The sequence below is a fragment of the Citrobacter sp. BIDMC107 genome (genome assembly GCF_001037575.1).
In the GTDB taxonomy this organism is placed as follows: Bacteria; Pseudomonadota; Gammaproteobacteria; order Enterobacterales; family Enterobacteriaceae; genus Citrobacter; species Citrobacter freundii.
Map to the genome: position 1 here is coordinate 1374937 of NZ_KQ089848.1, position 20295 is coordinate 1395231.

At 48.3% G+C, this 20295-nt stretch carries 19 protein-coding genes; 13 read left to right on the forward strand and 6 right to left on the reverse strand.

The window, feature by feature from the left end:
- Window positions 1–138: 138 nt before the first annotated feature.
- The 9 genes from hyaA (at window position 139) to cbdX (ending at window position 8535) form a co-directional block, all read left to right on the forward strand.
- Window positions 139–1266, forward strand: a complete 1128-nt coding sequence (gene hyaA / locus SK39_RS06445) for a hydrogenase 1 small subunit (RefSeq protein WP_016149649.1) — start codon at window positions 139–141, stop codon at window positions 1264–1266.
- Window positions 1263–3056 (forward strand): Ni/Fe-hydrogenase large subunit, encoded by a 1794-nt coding sequence (gene hyaB / locus SK39_RS06450; RefSeq protein WP_048216795.1) that lies wholly within the window; start codon window positions 1263–1265, stop codon window positions 3054–3056. The genes hyaA and hyaB overlap by 4 nt, the downstream gene beginning before the upstream one ends.
- Window positions 3057–3074: 18 nt before the next feature.
- On the forward strand, window positions 3075–3809 hold the full coding sequence (hyaC, locus tag SK39_RS06455; RefSeq protein WP_003847719.1) for a Ni/Fe-hydrogenase b-type cytochrome subunit: 735 nt from the start codon (window positions 3075–3077) through the stop codon (window positions 3807–3809).
- Window positions 3806–4387, forward strand: coding sequence for a hydrogenase 1 maturation protease (hyaD, locus tag SK39_RS06460; protein WP_032948613.1), 582 nt, complete (start codon window positions 3806–3808; stop codon window positions 4385–4387). Before hyaC ends, hyaD begins: the two co-directional genes overlap by 4 nt.
- 5 nt (window positions 4388–4392) lie before the next feature.
- On the forward strand, window positions 4393–4797 hold the full coding sequence (gene hyaE, locus SK39_RS06465) for a hydrogenase-1 operon protein HyaE (protein WP_048216796.1): 405 nt from the start codon (window positions 4393–4395) through the stop codon (window positions 4795–4797).
- On the forward strand, window positions 4794–5651 hold the full coding sequence (locus tag SK39_RS06470) for a hydrogenase expression/formation protein (protein ID WP_032948609.1): 858 nt from the start codon (window positions 4794–4796) through the stop codon (window positions 5649–5651). Before hyaE ends, SK39_RS06470 begins: the two co-directional genes overlap by 4 nt.
- Window positions 5652–5739: 88 nt before the next feature.
- Complete coding sequence (gene appC / locus SK39_RS06475; protein WP_008321019.1) at window positions 5740–7284, forward strand: cytochrome bd-II oxidase subunit 1; 1545 nt, start codon at window positions 5740–5742, stop codon at window positions 7282–7284.
- 11 nt (window positions 7285–7295) lie between these two features.
- Window positions 7296–8432 (forward strand): cytochrome d ubiquinol oxidase subunit II, encoded by a 1137-nt coding sequence (gene appB / locus SK39_RS06480; protein WP_003838730.1) that lies wholly within the window; start codon window positions 7296–7298, stop codon window positions 8430–8432.
- 13 nt (window positions 8433–8445) lie between these two features.
- Window positions 8446–8535, forward strand: a complete 90-nt coding sequence (cbdX, locus tag SK39_RS25470) for a cytochrome bd-II oxidase subunit CbdX (RefSeq protein ID WP_003838732.1) — start codon at window positions 8446–8448, stop codon at window positions 8533–8535.
- Between the two features lie 52 nt (window positions 8536–8587).
- On the opposite strand, the gene SK39_RS06485 is transcribed toward cbdX, so the two are convergent.
- Window positions 8588–9301, reverse strand: coding sequence for a GNAT family N-acetyltransferase (locus tag SK39_RS06485; protein ID WP_032948606.1), 714 nt, complete (start codon window positions 9299–9301; stop codon window positions 8588–8590).
- Between the two features lie 192 nt (window positions 9302–9493).
- Window positions 9494–10963 (reverse strand): MocR-like pyridoxine biosynthesis transcription factor PdxR, encoded by a 1470-nt coding sequence (gene pdxR, locus SK39_RS06490; protein ID WP_032937043.1) that lies wholly within the window; start codon window positions 10961–10963, stop codon window positions 9494–9496.
- A 123-nt stretch (window positions 10964–11086) separates the two neighbouring features.
- On the opposite strand from pdxR, the gene SK39_RS06495 reads away from it, so the two are divergent.
- The 4 genes from SK39_RS06495 (at window position 11087) to SK39_RS06510 (ending at window position 15507) form a co-directional block, all read left to right on the forward strand.
- Window positions 11087–11536 (forward strand): GNAT family N-acetyltransferase, encoded by a 450-nt coding sequence (locus SK39_RS06495; protein ID WP_048216797.1) that lies wholly within the window; start codon window positions 11087–11089, stop codon window positions 11534–11536.
- 167 nt (window positions 11537–11703) lie between these two features.
- Window positions 11704–12708: a LacI family DNA-binding transcriptional regulator gene (locus SK39_RS06500; RefSeq protein ID WP_048216798.1), complete on the forward strand. Its 1005-nt coding sequence runs from the start codon at window positions 11704–11706 to the stop codon at window positions 12706–12708.
- A gap of 153 nt (window positions 12709–12861) precedes the next feature.
- A complete protein-coding gene (gene nhaC, locus SK39_RS06505; protein ID WP_003838742.1) occupies window positions 12862–14313 on the forward strand; it encodes a Na+/H+ antiporter NhaC in 1452 nt (483 codons plus the stop codon).
- 12 nt (window positions 14314–14325) lie between these two features.
- Entirely contained in the window at window positions 14326–15507 is a 1182-nt protein-coding gene (locus SK39_RS06510; RefSeq protein WP_003838744.1) for a MalY/PatB family protein, read from the forward strand.
- Between the two features lie 165 nt (window positions 15508–15672).
- Here the strand turns inward: SK39_RS06510 and SK39_RS06515 are convergent, their stop codons facing one another.
- The 4 genes from SK39_RS06515 to SK39_RS06530 all read right to left on the reverse strand — a co-directional run bounded on the left by SK39_RS06515 (window position 15673) and on the right by SK39_RS06530 (window position 20168).
- Window positions 15673–17151 (reverse strand): hypothetical protein, encoded by a 1479-nt coding sequence (locus SK39_RS06515; protein WP_032941279.1) that lies wholly within the window; start codon window positions 17149–17151, stop codon window positions 15673–15675.
- A 547-nt stretch (window positions 17152–17698) separates the two neighbouring features.
- Complete coding sequence (locus SK39_RS06520) at window positions 17699–18199, reverse strand: hypothetical protein (RefSeq protein WP_053069594.1); 501 nt, start codon at window positions 18197–18199, stop codon at window positions 17699–17701.
- Window positions 18196–19383, reverse strand: a complete 1188-nt coding sequence (locus SK39_RS06525; RefSeq protein ID WP_048216799.1) for an AAA family ATPase — start codon at window positions 19381–19383, stop codon at window positions 18196–18198. The genes SK39_RS06520 and SK39_RS06525 overlap by 4 nt, the downstream gene beginning before the upstream one ends.
- Before the next feature lie 512 nt (window positions 19384–19895).
- Complete coding sequence (locus tag SK39_RS06530) at window positions 19896–20168, reverse strand: Ogr/Delta-like zinc finger protein (RefSeq protein WP_000783295.1); 273 nt, start codon at window positions 20166–20168, stop codon at window positions 19896–19898.
- Window positions 20169–20295 lie beyond the last annotated feature (127 nt).

The window sequence follows — 20295 nt, forward strand, 5'->3', positions numbered from 1 at the left end:
ACAGATAACAGGCACGAAAATATCGCAATAGGACATAACCACACACTTTGCATTGTTTCTCCCCGCTAATCGGATAGGCTTTTTTAGATTATCGCTGGCGGCGTGCGCCAGAACTCAACGGGGGAAGAAACGCGTGTTATGAATACGAATAACGAGGAGACCTTTTATCAGGCGATGCGCCGCAAGGGCGTGAGCAGGCGCAGTTTTCTTAAATATTGTAGCCTCGCGGCAACATCGCTAGGGTTGGGGGCTGGAATGACGCCCAGAATCGCCTGGGCGCTGGAAAACAAACCCCGGATCCCGGTCGTCTGGATCCACGGTCTGGAATGCACCTGCTGTACCGAATCATTTATCCGCTCCTCTCACCCACTCGCCAAAGACGTCATCCTCTCTCTGATTTCCCTTGATTACGACGACACTCTGATGGCCGCCGCCGGAACACAGGCCGAAGAGGTCTTTGAAGACATTCTAAGCCGCTACCACGGCCGATACATTCTGGCCGTCGAAGGTAATCCTCCGCTGGGAGAACAAGGGATGTTCTGCATTAGCGGCGGGCGACCGTTTATTGAAAAGCTTAAAAGAGCCGCCGCCGGTGCCAGCGCGATTATCGCCTGGGGCACCTGCGCATCCTGGGGCTGCGTGCAGGCTGCCCGGCCTAACCCAACTCAGGCAACACCGATCGATAAAGTGATTACCGATAAGCCGATCGTGAAAGTGCCCGGTTGCCCGCCGATTCCAGACGTCATGAGCGCCATCATTACCTACATGGTGACTTTTGACAGGCTGCCGGAACTCGATCGTCTGGGGCGTCCGCTGATGTTTTATGGTCAGCGTATTCATGACAAATGCTACCGCCGCGCCCACTTTGACGCCGGGGAGTTCGTTGAAAGTTGGGACGATGACGCTGCCCGCAAAGGCTATTGCCTATACAAAATGGGCTGCAAGGGGCCAACCACCTATAACGCCTGTTCCACCACCCGCTGGAATGGTGGCGTTTCCTTCCCCATCCAGTCCGGCCACGGTTGTCTGGGATGTTCGGAGAACGGCTTCTGGGATCGCGGTTCGTTCTACAGCCGCGTGGTCGATATTCCACAGATGGGAACGCATTCTACCGCTGACACCGTGGGCCTCACCGCGCTCGGCGTAGTGGCGGCTGGTGTAGGCGTCCACGCAGTCGCCAGCGCCGTCAATCAACATAACCGCCACAAACAGCAGTTAACAGAAGCCGAACAACCGCAGCCGGACAAAGAGGATAACCAGGCATGAGCAACTCGTATCAAACCCAGGGATATACGTTAAACAATGCGGGTCGCCGCCTGGTTGTGGACCCCATAACCCGCATTGAAGGCCATATGCGTTGTGAAGTGAACATTGATGAGCAGAACATCATCACCAACGCGGTTTCCTGCGGCACCATGTTCCGCGGGCTGGAGATCATTCTACAGGGGCGTGACCCGCGCGATGCCTGGGCGTTTGTTGAACGGATTTGCGGAGTATGCACCGGCGTACATGCCCTGGCATCGGTGTATGCCATTGAAGATGCCATTGGTATCAAGGTGCCCGACAACGCCAACATCATTCGCAATATTATGCTGGCCACACTCTGGTGCCACGACCACCTGGTGCACTTTTACCAGTTAGCCGGAATGGATTGGATTGACGTGCTGAATGCCCTGAAAGCAGACCCGCGCGCCACATCACAGCTGGCGCAAAGCCTTTCTGCCTGGCCGAAGTCCTCCCCTGGCTACTTTTTTGACGTCCAAAATCGCCTGAAGAAATTTGTCGACGGCGGTCAACTGGGGATTTTCCGCAACGGTTATTGGGGTCACCCGCAGTACAAACTGTCGCCTGAGGCTAACCTGATGGGCTTTGCCCATTATCTGGAAGCACTCGATTTTCAGCGCGAGATCATCAAAATCCATACGGTGTTTGGCGGTAAGAACCCGCATCCTAACTGGATTGTCGGCGGTATGCCGTGCGCGATTAATATCGATCAGCGCGGCGCGGTTGGCGCAGTCGATATGGAACGCCTGAATCTGGTGCAGTCGATCATCACCCGCACCGCTGATTTCATCAACAACGTCATGGTGCCTGACGCGCTGGCTATCGGCCAGTTCAACAAGTCCTGGAGCCAGATTGGCACCGGGCTTTCTGATAAGTGCGTCTTGAGCTACGGCGCGTTCCCGGATATCGCCAATGACTTCAGCGCGAAGAGCCTGTTGATGCCAGGCGGTGCGGTGATTAACGGTGATTTTAAAAACGTGCTGCCAGTGGAACTGGCCGATCAGCAACAAATTCAGGAGTTTGTCGATCATGCCTGGTACCGTTATCCGGACGATCAATTAGGTCGCCACCCGTTCGAAGGGATTACTGAACCCTGGTATAACCCGGGCGATGTCAAAGGCAGCGATATTGATATCAAACAGCTCAACGAACAGGAACGCTATTCGTGGATTAAAGCCCCGCGTTGGCGCGGACACGCCATGGAAGTTGGACCACTGGCGCGCACGCTGATTGCCTATCACAAAGGGGATGCCGCCACGATTGAATCCGTCGATCGCATGATGTCTGCCCTCAAGCTGCCGCTTTCGGGTATGCAGTCGACGCTGGGACGTATTCTGTGCCGCGCGCACGAAGCCCAGTGGGCCGTGAGCAAACTGCAATATTTCTTCGACAAGCTAATGACCAACCTGAAAAACGGCAATCTGGCGACCGCAAACACAGAAAAATGGGAGCCAGAAAGCTGGCCGCAGCAGTGTCGCGGGATCGGCTTTACCGAAGCACCGCGCGGCGCTTTAGGTCACTGGGCATCGATTCGCGACGGGAAAATCGATCTCTATCAGTGTGTGGTGCCGACCACCTGGAATGCCAGCCCGCGCGATCCGAAGGGACAAATTGGCGCTTACGAGGCGGCGCTGATGGGCACCCAAATGGCGATACCGGATCAACCGCTGGAGATCCTGCGCACCTTGCACAGCTTCGATCCCTGCCTGGCATGTTCAACCCACGTACTCGGCGACGACGGCAGCGAACTTATCGCCGTCCAGGTTCGCTAAGCGTTAAGGAACGGAACGATGACTGGAAAAACATCCCCGCGCGTCGGGGAGGCGCGTGATACCGCTATCAGCCACTATGTGTTTGAAGCGCCTGTACGCTTGTGGCACTGGCTGACGGTGGGCTGCATGTTGGTGTTGATGGTGACCGGATACTTCATTGGTCGACCGCTGCCGTCGGTCAGCGGTGAGGCCACTTATCTGTTCTATATGGGCGACATCCGGCTGATACATTTCTCCGCCGCCATGGTATTCACGGTGATCCTGCTGATGCGCATTTACTGGGCCTTTGTCGGTAACCGCTATTCACGCGAGTTGTTTATCGTGCCGGTCTGGCGGCGCAGCTGGTGGCGAGGCGCGTTTTCGGTGGTGCGCTGGTATCTGTTTCTGGAAAAAAAACCGGGAGATGATATCGGTCATAACCCCATCGCGCAGGCGGCGATGTGCGGTTATTTCCTGCTCTCCGTTTTTATGATCCTCACCGGTTTTGCCTTATACAGCGAACATAGCCAGTACGCCATTTTTACCCCTTTCCGCTATGTGACGGAGTTTTTCTACTGGACCGGTGGGAACTCTCTCGATATCCACAGCTGGCATCGGTTGGGGATGTGGTTCATCGCCGCCTTCATCGTAGGCCATGTGTATATGGCGATTCGTGAGGACATCATGTCTGACGATACCGTCATCTCCACCATGGTCAATGGCTACCGTAGCCACAAATTTACCCGACGTCAGCACGACAAGGAGGCGTCATGAGCGAACCACACGTCATCGTGATGGGTCTAGGCAACCTGCTGTGGGCAGACGAAGGCTTTGGCATTCGCGTCGCCGAACGCCTGTACGCCCATTATCACTGGCCGGAATACGTTGAGATCGTCGACGGCGGCACGCAGGGTCTGAATCTGCTGGGTTACGTTGAGCAGGCCAGTCATCTGCTGCTACTGGACGCCATCGACTACGGTCTCGCGCCGGGCACCCTGCAAACCTACGCCGGTGAAAAAGTCCCCAGTTACCTCAGCGCCAAAAAAATGAGTCTGCACCAGAACAGCTTCTCCGAAGTACTGGCGCTGGCGGATATTCGCGGCCATCTGCCCGCACACATCGCTCTGGTGGGACTACAGCCGGTACAGCTGGATGACTATGGCGGCAGCCTGACCGACATCGCGCGCGCTCAGCTTCCGGCGGCGGAGCAGGCCGCACTTACGCAACTGGCTGCATGGGGGATTGTGCCACAGACCAACGATGAAACGCGTTGCCTGAACTATGAATGCCTGTCGATGGAAAACTATGAAGGTGTACGTATTCGCCAGTATCGCGTAACGCTGGAGAGATAAGCAACATGTTGAATAACAACCCTTTTCCTGCTCTATGGCAACGTATGCTGGCACGAGGCTGGCAGCCGCTAACCGCACCCGAACTGGATGACTGGGTAACCCAGGTTCGCGACGGTGTGGTGTTACTCAGTAGCGATCCCCGCCGGACACCGGAAGTCAGCGATAACCCGGTGATGATTGCCGAGTTGCTCCGCGAGTTTCCCCAGTTTGACTGGCACATCGCCATGGCGGATCTCGAGCATAGCGAGGCGATTGGCGATCGTTTTAGCGTATTCCGCTTCCCGGCCACACTGGTGTTTATCCACGGCGAACTGAGCGGCATTCTCAGCGGCATCCACCCGTGGGCCGATCTGCTCAACCTGATGCGCCCCTTAGTTGAACCACGCACGCCGCCGGAGTCTGAACGATGAGCGACACTTTTTTTCATCTGCTGGGGCCGGGAACGCAGCCGGACGATGACAGCTTCAGCATGAATCCCTTACCCCTCACCTGCCAGGTCAACAGCGACCCCAGCATGGCATCACTGGAAAACTGCCCGCACAGTCCGGCGGTGATGGCATTGTTAGCCGATGTGCGCCAGCAGCTCAGGAGGCGCATTCCCGCCAAACAGGACGTGCTGGGATGGGATTTATCCGCGCTCAACGCAGACGATCTCACGTTTTTGAATACGCTGCTCGGCGAAGGCGAAGTTTCAGTGCGCATCCAGCATGCTGACGGCAGAGCATGCGAGATCCAGGAGTCGATTTTCTGCGGTATCTGGCGGGTGCGTTGTCAGAATGACAACGGGCAGTGGGAGGAGCATCTGGAAGCAGGCAGCGCGCCGCGGGCACTGTGGCTGGCGGCAACGTTCAATACACTGCCGGACGACAGCCTGTTGCCCCCGCCGGTGGACGGGCTAATGAATGGCCTGACACTGGCTCAGGAACTGCTGGCGCACGTGCGCGATCCGGCCTTGCAACCCCATAGCATTAACCTCACACAACTGCCAATTAGCGATGCGGATCGCCTGTTTCTTGCTCGGTTATGTGGCGAAGGACACATCCAGATCCGCACTATCGGCTACGGCGAGAGCCAAATCGACGCCACGGCGCTGCGCCATGTCTGGCATGTGCGCTGTCTGGATACCCTGAAAGGGCTTCTGCTCGAAAGTTATGAGATCTGTCCATTACCGGAACTGGTGCAGGCTGCGCCGGAAGATCTTCGCGACTCGCTCCAGCGTCTGGATGAAGTCTGCGGCTGGCTGACATCTGGTCCACCGGCCTGACCCTCTCTCCCGGCCCGCATGCTTTTATGCTGCGGGTCTGGCGTTTTCTACCTTATCTATTCACTCTCTAATGCCTGATGGAGTTCGCATGTGGGACGTCATTGACTTATCGCGTTGGCAGTTTGCGCTGACCGCGCTGTACCATTTTCTGTTTGTTCCCCTGACGCTTGGGCTAATTTTTATGCTGGCCATCATGGAAACCATTTATGTGGTGACCGGCAAAACAGTCTACCGCGACATGACGCGTTTCTGGGGCAAGTTATTCGGGATTAACTTTGCGCTCGGCGTGGCAACCGGCCTGACCATGGAGTTTCAGTTCGGTACTAACTGGTCGCTCTATTCTAACTATGTGGGCGATATTTTTGGCGCGCCTCTGGCAATGGAAGCCCTGCTGGCCTTCTTCCTCGAATCCACGTTCGTTGGTCTGTTCTTCTTCGGCTGGCAACGCTTAACCAAATACCAACACCTGATGGTCACCTGGCTGGTCGCGTTTGGTTCCAATATCTCGGCCCTGTGGATCCTCAACGCCAACGGCTGGATGCAATATCCAACCGGCGCTCACTTTAATATTGATACCCTACGTATGGAGATGAGCAGCTTTAGCGAGCTGGTCTTTAACCCCATCAGCCAGGTGAAATTTGTGCATACCGTGATGTCCGGTTATGTCACCGGCGCCATGTTTGTGATGTCCATCAGCGCCTGGTATTTACTGCGCGGTCGCAATCGCGAGTTCGCCCGGCGTTCCTTCGCGGTGGGTTCCGTTTTTGGCACGCTGGCTATCCTCGGCACTCTACAACTGGGTGATAGCTCAGCCTATGAGGTTGCCCAACGCCAGCCGGTAAAACTGGCGGCAATGGAAGGCGAATGGCAAACCGAACCGGCACCCGCGCCCTTTCATGTCATCGCCTGGCCGCAGCAGGAGCAAGAACGTAACGCCTTTGCTGTGAAGATACCGGCTCTGCTGGGCATCCTGGCCACGCACTCTTTAGACACGCCGGTTCCGGGGCTGAAAAATCTGATGGAGGATGCTCTCCCCCGCCTGCAACGAGGTCGGGAAGCGTGGCTGCTGATGCAGGAAATCGCCAAAGGTAACCGCACGCCTCAGGTACTGAACGCTTTTCACGCTGTGGAGAAAGATCTGGGTTACGGCATCCTGCTGGCGAACTACGCACCTGATATGAACCATGTCACTCCGGAGCAATATCAGGCCGCGCAACGCGGTGCGATCCCGCAAGTAGCACCGGTATTCTGGAGTTTTCGCATCATGATTGCATGCGGTTCACTTCTGCTGCTGGTGATGGCGATTGCGCTGATACAGACCTTACGCTGGCGTATCGACCAGCATCGCTGGGTACTGCACATGACGCTGTGGAGCTTGCCGCTACCGTGGATTGCCATTGAAGCGGGCTGGTTTATGACGGAGTTTGGCCGCCAGCCGTGGGCGATTCAGGATATTTTGCCGACCTGGTACGCCCACTCCGCGTTAAGCGCAGGCCAACTGGCCTTCTCCATGGGGCTAATTCTCACGCTTTACACCTTGTTTTTAATTGCCGAAGTCTACCTGATGCAGAAATACGCGCGCCTTGGCCCGGATGCAATGCATAACCAACAACCAGCGCAACAACAGGGATAAAGGAGATAATCATGTTGGATTATGAAACGTTGCGGCTCATCTGGTGGCTGCTGATTGGCATCATCCTGGTGGCATTTATGGTCACCGACGGGTTTGATATGGGGGTTGGCTGCCTGTTGCCGCTGATCGCGCGTAACGATGATGAGCGTCGGGTACTAATCAATAGCGTCGGAGCGCACTGGGAAGGTAACCAGGTGTGGCTCATTCTGGCGGGCGGTGCATTATTCGCGGCCTGGCCGCGGGTCTATGCCGCGGCATTTTCAGGGTTTTATGTGGCGATGATTCTGGTGCTGTGCGCCCTTTTCTTTCGCCCGTTGGCCTTTGATTATCGTGGAAAAATAGCCAATGCACGCTGGCGCGCCATGTGGGATACCGGGTTGGTGATTGGCAGTCTGGTCCCTCCAGTTATCTTCGGCGTTGCATTCGGTAACTTGTTTTTGGGCGTGCCTTTTATCTTCACACCACAGCTTCATGTGCAATACCTGGGCACCTTCTGGCAGTTACTCTCACCCTTTGCCCTGCTGTGCGGCGCATTAAGCCTGATGCTGGTTATTCTGCAAGGAGGCGTGTGGCTCCAGTTGAAGACCGACGGCATTCTTCACCAACGTGCGCTGTCTGCTACCCGCCGCAGCGCGATGCTGGTCGTGCTCTGCTTTCTGTTAGCCGGTTACTGGCTATGGACGGGGATCGATGGCTATGTGTTGCTAAGCCAGGATCCTAATGGTCCTTCCAACCCGCTATTAAAAGCAGTAACTACCTCGCCGGGCGCGTGGATGGCGCACTTTTATCAGTCACCACTGCTGTTAATTATTCCGCTGCTTGGCATGATTTTCCCGATGCTCGCGATCTATGCCTGCGGACAGCGTCGGGCCGTATGGGGATTTTTGTTTGCTTCACTGGGCCAGGCCTGCGTGATCTTCACCGCTGGAATCACCCTGTTTCCGTTTGTGATGCCTTCAAGCGCGTATCCGCTCTCCAGCCTGACGGTGTGGGACAGCACCTCCAGCCAGATGACTCTCAGTATCATGCTGGTTATTGTGCTGATTTTTCTACCGATCGTTCTGCTTTATACCGTGTGGAGTTATTACAAAATGCTCGGGCGCATCAATGTAGAAACGATCCGCCGCCACAACCACGAACTTTATTAAGGAGGACTGTACGATGTGGTATCTGTTTTGGTTTGTCGGCATTCTGCTGATGTGCGGACTCTCCACGCTAGCGCTGGTCTGGCTTGAGTCGCGGCAGAGATAATTCTACACGGGCGCTACGCTTTCTGGCTCCCCGGTTTATTCGGGGAGCTTTTTTATCCCCTTTCCATCAGCTCGCCAAGACGCCTAATCTGCCGTCCCTGATTATCGAAATTACGCTCATCGAGCCACATATCGTAGGCCGGTCGAAGTGACGGATACTCACCGTCAATGATTGAGTACCATGCGGTATCTCGATTACGCCCCCGCGTGACGACAGCCTGACGAAATATGCCTTCAAAACTGAAGCCAAATCGCTCCGCCGCCCCACGGGAAGGAGCATTGAGAGCATCGCATTTCCATTCAAAACGGCGATAGCCCAGATCCTCAAAAACGTACTTTAAAAGCAATGAGATGACTTCTGTTGAGATTCGCGAACGTTTCATGCGTACGGAGTAGGAAACATGGCCAACCTCGATCACGCCATTTGAGGTATCAATCCGCATCAGTGCAAACGTACCAACAGGTTTCATACTGGTTAAATCGATCACAGCAAAATGCATCGGATCGGTCTGTTCTTCCATCTTTTTTACATAATCCAGGAAGGTATCGAAGGTCTCAAAAGGCCCGACCGCGAGATATGTCCAGTCACGACAATCGCTTGCTTCGCTGTACGCTTCATACAACTCTTTTGCATGGCGTTCGGCGTTAATACGTTCAAGCTTACAATAGCGACCTGTAATTTGCTGAGCCTGTGGAAAGGGTGCGCCTTTCCAGTCAGACAAAGTCATACCAACGGGTTGATGAAATTGATTAAAGATGCCCGACATATCCATACCTCTTACAAAACAGGGCTAAACCAGCGCAGAGTATGATCAAACTGGACAGTCCAAAAGAACCACAATGCGTGTTTTTAACAGATCCACACTATTTAATAGTACAAAAAACAGGCGCAACATTTTTACACGTAGCAAAAGAAACGTATTTACTGCATTAATGCTAAGAGCTGAATAAATTATAAGTTAAATAACCTGAGCCAGACGGCGAATCCCATCAACAATTGCCTCTACCGGATGATTTGCAAAACCAATCAAAATCCCCTGTCGTGAGACATCGCTCTGGTAATAACGACTTAGCGATAGTATTCCCATCCCTAGTAATCTGGCTTTCTCTTCAACTTCACTCCCAGTCATCCCATTTTGCAACCAACATACGATATGAACGCCTGAGTCTGAAGGTTGAATAATCATTTTATCAGCAAGATAGTATTGAATAGCATTGACCAACGCAGTTCTTCTTTCATAGCATGCTTTGCGAATTCGACGCACATGACTGGCATAGTGCCCCTCCTCAATAAAATTTGCCATCACTGCTTGTTCAAGATAACTGGTACCGAGATCGGAATAATATTTGGTCACCATAATCTGTTCTTGTAAACCCGGCGGAACAACTAAAAAACCTAAACGGAATTCCGGGTACATCATTTTAGAAAATGTTCCGGCATAGATTACGCGTTGATTCTGATCTAATCCTTGCAGAGCTTGTAAAGAACGGTCGGCATAACGGAACTCACTATTATAATCATCTTCAAATATCCATGCCTGATTCGACTTCGCCCATTCCAGCAACTCAAAACGCCGGGATAAACTCAACGTTCCACTTAATGGATATTGATCCGACGGGACGACATAGGCCAGCCTGGCGTCAGGAAAATGATCAATACCATAGCGGACGTTCATTCCTTCGCTATCTACCGGTACCGGCCTCACCATAGCACCAACAGACATGAAGGTTCCGCGGGCGCCTTTGTAACCCGGGTCGTCCAGCCAAACGTCATTTCCTGCCGACAGCAATGCTCGTGCAGTAATGTTCAATGCCTGCTGAATACCATTTACGATGATTATTTGATCTTCGTTACAGTTCACTCCACGCGTTGTTTTAATGTAGCGGCAAACCGCTTTTCTCAAAGGAAGGTACCCGCAAGGATGAGTGTGAGCTCCCAGTTGATGCCGGGATTGTCTCCAGACTCGTTGCAGTAGCTTTCCCCATAACCCATGCGGGAAGAGATCCGTACACCCGACACCAACCGCAAATAGACGGTTCATGCCGCGCCCTTCATACTCATTTGACCATAAATCGCGAGCAGGATTATTTCGGCTGTGAACCTGCTCATCAGGCGATACGACGTCCACCAACGCCATCTCTGGATAGCTATTGCTGATACTCCGATCCGGAATATGATGTGAGACATACGTTCCAGACCCTTTACGAGTCAGGATATACCCTTCATCTAATAGCCGGTCATAACCGGCGATCGCTGAGTTTCGTGAAATTGACATCATTTCGGACAACGCCCTGGTTGACGGCATTTTTGTTCCTGGCGGCAATCGCCCTTCGAGGATGTGATCGCGGAGGATGTGGTAAACCTGCTCCTTAACCGCACCTTTTCCTAAAACAAATCCTTGAAATAAAGGCGCATTGTTTTTCTTCATTGTATTAACCTTTATACTAAAGTGGATCCTATCAATATATCGAAAGTGTCTCTTTACGAGAGTTTATAAAATTTTTAGTATCATCATACTAACACATTACTCGTATAAAATATCAGGATATATATGACTAACATGAATGCTGTTACTATTGAAAGTGCAGAACAAAAAGACTACGCCAGCTGGCTTCCTTTATGGATAAACTATCAAACATTTTACCGCACTATAATTTCAGATGAAGTAACAAAATTAACGTGGGAGCGTTTCTTTACCCCGAGCGAACCTGTTTATTGTGCTGTTGCAAAATATGATGGAAAAATAGTGGGACTGGTTCATTATCTCTTTCACCGCTCAACCTGGGCAGAATCAAACTATTGCTATCTCGAAGATTTATTTGTTAGCGAAGATGTACGCGGCCAAAACATCGGTAAACAACTTATCGAACATGTCCAACAACAAGCCAAAAAACATCACGCGTCAAGATTATACTGGCATACGCATGAAACCAATCTCCGTGGGCAACGACTGTATGACTGGGTGGCCAAAAAGAGCGGGATGATCGAATATCGCATGTAAGTATAATAATACTCAGGATAGTATTGAATAATTAAATACTAAAAATAAGCCTCTGAGTATATCTACTCAGAGGATGTATCGGTGACAAATCCCCCCAACCTGAATAAGATAAGGAAAAAAACCAGCGATAAGCAAATTCTTAAGAATTAAAAAGGTAAAGAGCCAGCATGGCAACGATAAAAGATGTTGCAGAGTTAGCGGGAGTGTCCACCGCAACAGTTTCACGCGTTATTAATCAAACCGCATGGGTTGAACCCGTGACGCGTGAGCGTGTTGAAAAAGCCATGCGCGAACTGAACTATCATCGCAATGCTGCCGCTATTGCATTAGCGAAACGCAGCGGTGACATGCTCGGGTTATTGACCGGCAATCTTGCCGATCCCTTTTTTGCCAGGCTTGCACGAGGCGTGGAAGAAGTATCACGCCAGCAGCAGTTTCGGCTGATGGTATGCAGCGGCGGCCACGATGAAGGAATGGAAAAATCAGGACTCGATTTCCTGATAAACCAGGGCTGTGAAGCTATTGTGGTCCATGCCAGTAGACTGTCTGAAAAGGAACTGTTGCGATATGCCGCTCATTTTCCTGCCATGGTGGTCGTAAATCGCTATATTGCCGGGATGGCCAATCGCTGCGTGTGGCTGGAAAATAGTCAAGCAGCTAAAACAGCCACGCTACATATCCTGGAGCAAGGACACCGTTGTATTGCCTGCGTGACAAGTGACTTACCGATTATCGATCGCCGTGAGCGGCTGGAAGGTTATCGCCAGGCGCTGGCTGAATATGGTATTACGCCAGATAAAAATTGGGTGATTAGCGTACCCTTTAATGAAGAAGGTGGCGAACGCGCTGCACATCAGCTGCTTAATTGCGGCATTCCTTTCACCGCAGCGGTGACGTTTAATGATGTGATGGCCGCCGGGATTATGCGCATCCTCCATCAGCAGGGAATTACACTTCCTCAACAGCTTTCGATCGTTGGATTTGATGATGTGGTGATGGCCCGCTATCTCTACCCAGCACTCACAACAATGCATTATCCCGTTGAGCGCATGGCTCGCTGCGCTTCGCAGCTGGCGATACAGCTTTTTAAGGGCGCAACTCAGCGTCCCAGCGTGAATAGTTTCACTGCAGAGCTGGTGATCCGCGATTCTGTTCTTCCCCCCTCTCTCTGAAATCAATGCGTAAATCGTCAAGCCCCTGAGTTGTGATCAACTTCAAATTTAGCGCCCTCATGTAATCGCTTACATGAGGGCCAATGAACGATCACAGTCAGACAAAAGAGTGTTCTCTACTCTTGAGCGACCTTACAGACTGGAGATTCATGAATGAATGCCTCTCAAAATCAGAAAAAAGCACTCTCATTTGGACTGGCAGTGATCCCTATTTTAGCCATGCTACTGCTGTTAATTATTGGCTACGGCATCATGGGGCTACGTATTGAGCCTTTATTGCTTTGTTCTGCTGCAGTCGCCGCGGGCATGGCCTGGTGGCAAGGGTATTGCTGGGAAGACATCATTAATTCGGTGGTGGATAAACTCGCCAAAGCAATGCCGGTTATCATGATTCTTATCTGTGTTGGCGGCCTGATTGGTACATGGATGTTCAGCGGCACCATCCCTTACATGGTGTACTGGGGACTTAAACTCATCAGCCCCGAATACATTCTCATCGCCGCGTTCTTTTTGACCAGCGTCGTATCGGTGTGTACCGGAACCTCCTGGGGTTCCGCCGGAACGGTTGGCGTAGCGCTGATGGGGGTTGCCGCCGGGCTGGATGTCTCATTGGCAGCAGCGGCAGGTGCCGTTGTTTCTGGCGCTTACTTCGGTGACAAGATATCGCCGTTGTCAGACTCCACCAACTTTGCGGCTATTGTCGCAGATACCACCCTTTTCGAGCATATCCAGCACTTATTGTGGACCACTATTCCCAGCTTTCTGCTTGCCGCCGTGGTTTATCTTATTGCGGGCCACAGCAATATGCTCGGCGAGGTCGCCACGCCGCAACGGGTTACCGATATTGTCAACGCTCTGGAGTCGCTATACCACTTCAATATCATTCTGATTTTGCCACCGGTTATTGTGTTGTGGGGCGCGATTCGTAAAAAGCCGGTCATTCCTTTAATGCTGAGCGCATGCGTATTAGCCCTGATTCTGGGCGTTGTCATGCAAGGACTCAGCATCAAGCAGGGGCTGGATGCCTTTATAGATGGGTTCAACATTACTATGTTCCCGCAAGGGAGTGAGGGCATTATTGCTGATGTTCCGCGCCTGCTGAACCGTGGCGGAATGTTCTCAATGATGAGCACTATTCTTCTGGTATTTTGCGCATTTTCTTTTGCCGGTGCCTTAACGTTAACGGGCGCACTCAACATTATCATTAACCGCTTACTGACGGTCATTCACAGCGTCGGTCAGTTAATTGCGGCAACCATTGGTACCACCCTTCTTGTTACCGGAGCGACAAGCGACGGCAAGCTGGCTCTTCTGGTTCCAGCTGAATTATTTAAAGACGCATACCGCCGCATGGGACTGGATACCAAAAATCTGTCCCGCACAATTGAAGACGCTGGCACCGTCATTGAGCCGTTGTTGCCATGGACCGCCGCCGGAGTTTATATGGCCACAACATTAGGAGTGAGCACACTGGATTTATTGCCATGGGCGATTCAGTGCTATGCCGCAATCTTCTTCGCCTTGATTTACGGCTTCACGGGAATCGGTATTGCGAAGGCGCCATCAGTGACAGAAACAGAAAAAAATATTACGGCAACAGAATAGGGAGAGCATGTAATGGATTTTAATAAGATTATCGATCGCCACGATACCGCCTCGCTGAAATGGGACTTTATGGCGCGATATTTCGGCGAGGATACACATCAACTGTTGCCAATGTGGGTGTCTGATTTTGACTTTACTTGCCCGCCCGCTGTTCAGGAGGCTTTAACTCACCGCGTCGGGCACGGTATTTTTGGTTACAGCGAACGGCCACAAAGCTACTTTGATTCATTAATCTCATGGCTCTCAACCCGGCATCAGCTGGAAATCAAGCAAGAATGGATCTGCAGTATTGAAGGTGTTGTTCCGGGATTATCGCTACTCGTACAAATGCTGAGCCAACCCGGTGAAGGCGTAGTCGTTCAGGGGCCTTATTATGGCTCATTCGCTAAAATTATCTCTTTGAACGGCAGACAGTTGCTGGAAAATCCGTTGTATGAGGACCCGGCTACCGGTTATCAAATGGATTTTGCTCACCTGGAAATGTTATTCCGGACTGAACGTCCACCGTTGATGATTTTATGTAATCCGCATAATCCAACCGGCCGTTGTTGGTCTGTACAGGAGCTGGAACAGCTACTTACGCTGTGCGAAACCTATGATGTGACGTTGCTGTCTGATGAAATATGGGCAGATTTATTGCTTCCTGGAGAACAATTTACTTCAGTTCTGCATCTGGGAGAACGCTGGCATTCGCGTGTAATTTCAGCCACTTCAGCCAGTAAAACGTTTGGTTTGTCGACATTGCGTATTGCTAATTTTCTGATACCGGCACCGGCATTGCGTGAACACTTTTTACGCCGTCTGGATGCACATGGGCTGGATGTATTCAATGCGCTATCCGTCGAAGCGAGTACGGCAGCATGGCAACATGGTGCACCATGGTTAGACGAGTTACTTGGCTATCTGGCTGAAAATCGACGCTGGTTTATTCAACAAATTGATGAACATCTCCCGTGGGCTCGGGTTGTTCCTTCCCAGGCAACTTATCTACTGTGGATAGATTGCAAAGCGCTTGGACTGGATGATGAGCAGCTCAAATGGGTAATGCTTGATGTTGCCGGTATTGCGCCTTCAATGGGAAATAGCTTTGGTCCTGCTGGAAAAGGTTTTATCCGCCTGAACATGGGATGTCCACGCGCCTACCTCGAAAAAGCGGTAGAGGGGTTGAAGCGTATTGCATTTACATCTTGCTAAATCTGCTCAGTAAACGAATCGGCCCTGGCGCAGGGCCGCTCGATATTATCAGCCATTTTAATGAAAAACCAAGTGATATAGTACCAGTTAGCCACCAACAGACAGGGGCGTCTAAGCGCGTTTTTGCTATTACAAGCTAAAACGAGGATTCAGGCACTATTATTTTCATTCACTATCCTCTTGTTTCATTTTCATTAAAAAATGCAACACATTAGGATTATTATCCACAATATTTGTGAATTTTCTCAATAACCTTGAAGCATCTTTTTTTCGATTATGATTAACATACCAGGTATGGCATACACCGTATAACAATGCGCTTTTTAACTCAATGAATTCATCATCCATGCCAGGATGTTGATAAAGAAAATTATCCGTATAATCTTCTATTTCTTTAATTTCATGAATTTGTTTAACTGGTATATCAAGCAGTGAATTACTGGTTTTGATCATTTCTAACATTGAATAAAAAATCGTAGGCGATTGGTTTTGAAGAAAAACCTGATTTTTAAAGTCATCAATGATCTTTTCTTTTTCCTTAGTATCTTCGATAAAATATGTCAACTGCGCCAGGTGGCTCAATAAAGTCACATCATTTTCAGCGTCATTAGTTAGTTTCCATTTATCATAACTATTTTTGACATAAGCGCGTTGAAAACTCTCCTTATCTGGATAAGGATAATAAGGATGAAAGCTGAGTGCCTGCACTAAAAACCCAGCAGCGACGTCATCAGATAGTTCTGCACTATAAACATCTACGAAAGAAGCTGTCAGACCAGCCATCAAAAAGTTGAGCTCATCGTCTATAAAAGGATATCTCCCTTTTAAATCAATGACCTCACTTCTTATCTTAACGACCAGGTTAGCCATACCAATAGCGTCCATTTCATCTTTTCGGGCACTTAGTGTACGGGCATTTATATCAATGAAGAGGATCTTAGCTATTATTTCTCGCTTTTGAGCATCAGTTAACTGTGATTGCGAAATAATTTTATCAAAAATCTGATTAAACCATCTACTCTCTAAATTAATGCTATGTGCATTGGGTGATAACAACTTCCCGTTCAAACTATAGTGGATTTTCTCTATTTTATTATCACGTGTAAACCCTACCAACGTTACGACTGAGCGAGAATTCGCTTCAGCCAAATTAATTATTTGCTGTTTAGAACGATGAGTCAAAAACAATGTCGGAAATTGCCAGTTCTCAACCGCAAACGGGGGCACAAATTGGAATGAAGGATTCTCTTTAGATGTGGCCCTTTTCCATGTCTCCTCCATCTGGTGAGTGATGTCATAAGCATTTTCATCTGTATTACTACTGTTCCACCCCCCATCTTTTTCATTATAGAAGCCAGAAATGCTTATCTGTGCAAATTCAGGATATGGTTGGTAGAAAATCGCACAACCCATTGCAAAAAACAACACAAGCAATGAGAAACAACTCGACTTGTTGGGATAACGTCTTTTTTTTCGATGATAAATTAATGTAGTTATTAGAATGACAACAGAACCACATATGAAAGGAATCTTCCATTCATTCAGAAAAAACAAAAAAGAGGAAAAATTAAAAAAAATCAGTGCTGGCAATCCCAAAAAGGTGAGAATATTTCCGGAAAAAGTAGCAATGTCCTGGAATTTCATGAGGGGCCTATCTTCTGGTAGATATTGAAGATAGATTAAAAAATACAGCGCAAGATGACAAGGATTTCTGCCAAGAAGTTTATGTTAGTCGCTTGTTTTTTCTAGGTAAATGTTCTTATTCATGTAAAATCACCCCATCCCTAAGTAAAATTGTGGTTTTCATGTAATTCGGAGCTAAAACCTCCTCTCACAGAATGGCGAGGACCTGCGATTGCACGTCTTACAAAACTCCCACTTTGCATTGTTCAACTCATTGAAACAAATATATTGATCATCAGTTGCCTCAATTTTGTCACATCCGCAACGCGCAAAATGCACATTAGTGCTGAACAAAGCAAAACACTGCAATTGTAACTTGATGATTTTACGAGAAAAGATGGTGCCGATAATAGGAACAACACAGATAAATAACATTTTGATTTTTAAAGAAATATTTTACACATTATTTATATATGCCCCCAGAAATGCCCCCAGAAATGCCCCCATCATCTGAAGATTGAGGTGTAATCCCCTGCATGAAAATCAAATTCATACAGGGGATAGTCACTCAAGGGTCTTCAGTGGAATAGAACTTATGACCTTCATCTAGAAACACAACATAAAATGTATTGGAATCAAAGGGAGCTTTTAATTTACTCGGATCCGAACATTTAAAGTCTTTAGGGACAACAAAGCCAATCAATCTAACCAAGTTCTCTAATCTGAAACGCGCCCATGAAACATCATGAGGAACGTGCTTAGGGTGTTTGAATTCGCTCTTAGCAGGGAATTTTCCATAAATTTCGAAAATTTTTAGACTACCAGCACCAGCCCTTTGATGTCTCCAATACTCTAAAGGAGATTCAGAATAATTTTTAAGTTTTTCTAATAACTTAGTAAGACCTAGCAATTCCCAATCAACAAAGTCTTGACCATGTGGTTGAGACTTATCAAAATAAGAAAAGTTGAATTTACACTTTTCAACAATCTCACCTGAATCAAGACTGATAGAAGGTAATGACGTTAAAAATGACGTTTTTCTTCCATTACCGAATCCTTTTGAACTCATAATTTAGGAACCCCACCAATTTTCCCTTCATTATACAATGGAGAGATTGCACGCCCGTGCCTTAAAATATCGCCACCAATTTCATCCAATCGATAGCAATAGCACTCATTGTTTTCTTTATTGACTAAATATGTTCTATATTTGCTAAGTTTTTCCAACACTTCTGTAATATGCGAAGTAAAAATAAACTGAGCACCATGTTTGTTCGATTCTGCTGACTCAAATAACTCCAGTAATTTTGGCAGCATAAATGGATGACAATTTAAATCAAACTCATCCAAAATCAGCACACTTCCCAAAGCCAATGCCCGCCAGTACAAATGAAGTTTTACATATAAAGACTTTGTACCACTTGACTGATCATAAATGGTCAGATGATATTTCTTGTCTCCTACAGTATGATAAAACATGGGGAAATAATATTTCTTCCCTGTATCATTAATACCTTCTATGATCTCAATATCACAAATACCCAAATCACTTTTTATAATGATATCTTTAATGAAATTAAATGCTTTTTCATTTTTATGATAAAATTCTGAAATATTATGTATGCTTTCAATAGTTGTGGTGAAATCATTTAATCCTGTATAGCCTACATTAGATGTGAACGTGATAAAGAAAAAATATATTTCAGGTAATATACTAAGTGGCTCAGCAAATTTATAATGGAAGGCACTACTTATCAGAGAAGCATTACTTTTTAACGAAATTACATCTATAGATGCTAACTCGGATATCCTTTTAACCACTTCATTTCCGTTTCTCTCGAATACCAGAACTTTTCTGGATTTCTTTTCAGAATCTTCAGAGACATATCCTTTCCTATATAATCGTTCATAAATAACGATTTCTGAAGTAACTCCTAACTCATAAGTATATATGTTATTATCAATTTGAAAATCAATATAAAATTCAGAAGGTTCGTCACTATCAAAATATGGATCGGCGTCTATGCCGTCCTCATCTGTTGTATTGAATGAACGAGTACAAAAGGTTGAAATAAAAGTTAACGCTTTTAATAAATTTGTTTTACCTGCGCCGTTAGCACCTTTAACTCCAAGAATGGTAGCTGCTTTTCTACCACCAGAAATTTCCTGTGGAACGCGATTTCCCAATAAGAAAGACACATCAGCGCCTTCTTTAAAACCAAAATAATTTTTAAAACCATATGAATAAATCATATCTTCCTCGCCATTACTTCTTAAGCTTCGATGACGCTAAATTTAGCTCATAGCGTTCGTTTAAGCTTCACCAGAGCATCATAACATGGACTCTGACGACAAAAAAGTCATGAAATGAGGATAACAATTCCGCAAGAAAAAAAAGTAAAACTCACCAAATCTGCACTACACCGCACCCGCCTGCGGTTTTCATATCACTAAAATTTTTCAGTTGTGATTTTTTACAAACGATACCGCCAGCCCGCGCCCGTTCTGGGGATGCTCTGCGAGACAGGAACTGAAAAGAATGAAAAGAAATTCAGCTTTTTTCAGTTTTACTGTCCGTCGCATTTGTGGCCTGAATACGTAACGCTATGATATTAAATGGATAATTTATTTTAGGTGTGTAATTTTATGGAGGTTCGTGAAACACGAAAAATATAACAATATGAAAAATAATAATTTTATGTCCGCATAAACTGAAATCCTGTGTTCAGGTTCCGGGAACGGATCGGCCATTCCCGACGCATACTTTACCCATTCTTTTGCGCAGCCAGCAGCAACTTTAAAGCCTTTTCCCGCTCCTCGGGTGGAATGGCATCAATTAGCTCTTTAACCCTCCCCTGCCCGTTCAGCGCGCTTGGACTAACGGAATGGGAGAAAGCAACATTCATCACAAACGAGTGACCGCACTCCACATTAGAGCAATAGCAGTACACATCGTACAGCTGTGGGTGTTTCCTGTTTGTTTTACCTATCCGCGCTACTGCCTGACATGTGGGGCAGTACATTCTCATCATCTTCATCGTTCTGTGCCCTATACTGTTGCCCGCCAGAAGAAGGGATTTGGATCCCTACCTCTTGTTCTGAACGTGTAACACTGGTAACACGTGTAACGCTATTGATTTAAAAGGATTTAATCTGTTACCAGTT

Coding starts and splice junctions, on each gene's coding strand:
- hyaA (WP_016149649.1), top strand. CDS start 139: ATGAATACGAATAACGAGGAGACCTTTTATCAGGCGATGCGCCGCAAG.
- hyaB (WP_048216795.1), top strand. CDS start 1,263: ATGAGCAACTCGTATCAAACCCAGGGATATACGTTAAACAATGCGGGT.
- hyaC (WP_003847719.1), top strand. CDS start 3,075: ATGACTGGAAAAACATCCCCGCGCGTCGGGGAGGCGCGTGATACCGCT.
- hyaD (WP_032948613.1), top strand. CDS start 3,806: ATGAGCGAACCACACGTCATCGTGATGGGTCTAGGCAACCTGCTGTGG.
- hyaE (WP_048216796.1), top strand. CDS start 4,393: ATGTTGAATAACAACCCTTTTCCTGCTCTATGGCAACGTATGCTGGCA.
- SK39_RS06470 (WP_032948609.1), top strand. CDS start 4,794: ATGAGCGACACTTTTTTTCATCTGCTGGGGCCGGGAACGCAGCCGGAC.
- appC (WP_008321019.1), top strand. CDS start 5,740: ATGTGGGACGTCATTGACTTATCGCGTTGGCAGTTTGCGCTGACCGCG.
- appB (WP_003838730.1), top strand. CDS start 7,296: ATGTTGGATTATGAAACGTTGCGGCTCATCTGGTGGCTGCTGATTGGC.
- cbdX (WP_003838732.1), top strand. CDS start 8,446: ATGTGGTATCTGTTTTGGTTTGTCGGCATTCTGCTGATGTGCGGACTC.
- SK39_RS06485 (WP_032948606.1), bottom strand. CDS start 9,301: ATGTCGGGCATCTTTAATCAATTTCATCAACCCGTTGGTATGACTTTG.
- pdxR (WP_032937043.1), bottom strand. CDS start 10,963: ATGAAGAAAAACAATGCGCCTTTATTTCAAGGATTTGTTTTAGGAAAA.
- SK39_RS06495 (WP_048216797.1), top strand. CDS start 11,087: ATGACTAACATGAATGCTGTTACTATTGAAAGTGCAGAACAAAAAGAC.
- SK39_RS06500 (WP_048216798.1), top strand. CDS start 11,704: ATGGCAACGATAAAAGATGTTGCAGAGTTAGCGGGAGTGTCCACCGCA.
- nhaC (WP_003838742.1), top strand. CDS start 12,862: ATGAATGCCTCTCAAAATCAGAAAAAAGCACTCTCATTTGGACTGGCA.
- SK39_RS06510 (WP_003838744.1), top strand. CDS start 14,326: ATGGATTTTAATAAGATTATCGATCGCCACGATACCGCCTCGCTGAAA.
- SK39_RS06515 (WP_032941279.1), bottom strand. CDS start 17,151: ATGAAATTCCAGGACATTGCTACTTTTTCCGGAAATATTCTCACCTTT.
- SK39_RS06520 (WP_053069594.1), bottom strand. CDS start 18,199: ATGAGTTCAAAAGGATTCGGTAATGGAAGAAAAACGTCATTTTTAACG.
- SK39_RS06525 (WP_048216799.1), bottom strand. CDS start 19,383: ATGATTTATTCATATGGTTTTAAAAATTATTTTGGTTTTAAAGAAGGC.
- SK39_RS06530 (WP_000783295.1), bottom strand. CDS start 20,168: ATGAAGATGATGAGAATGTACTGCCCCACATGTCAGGCAGTAGCGCGG.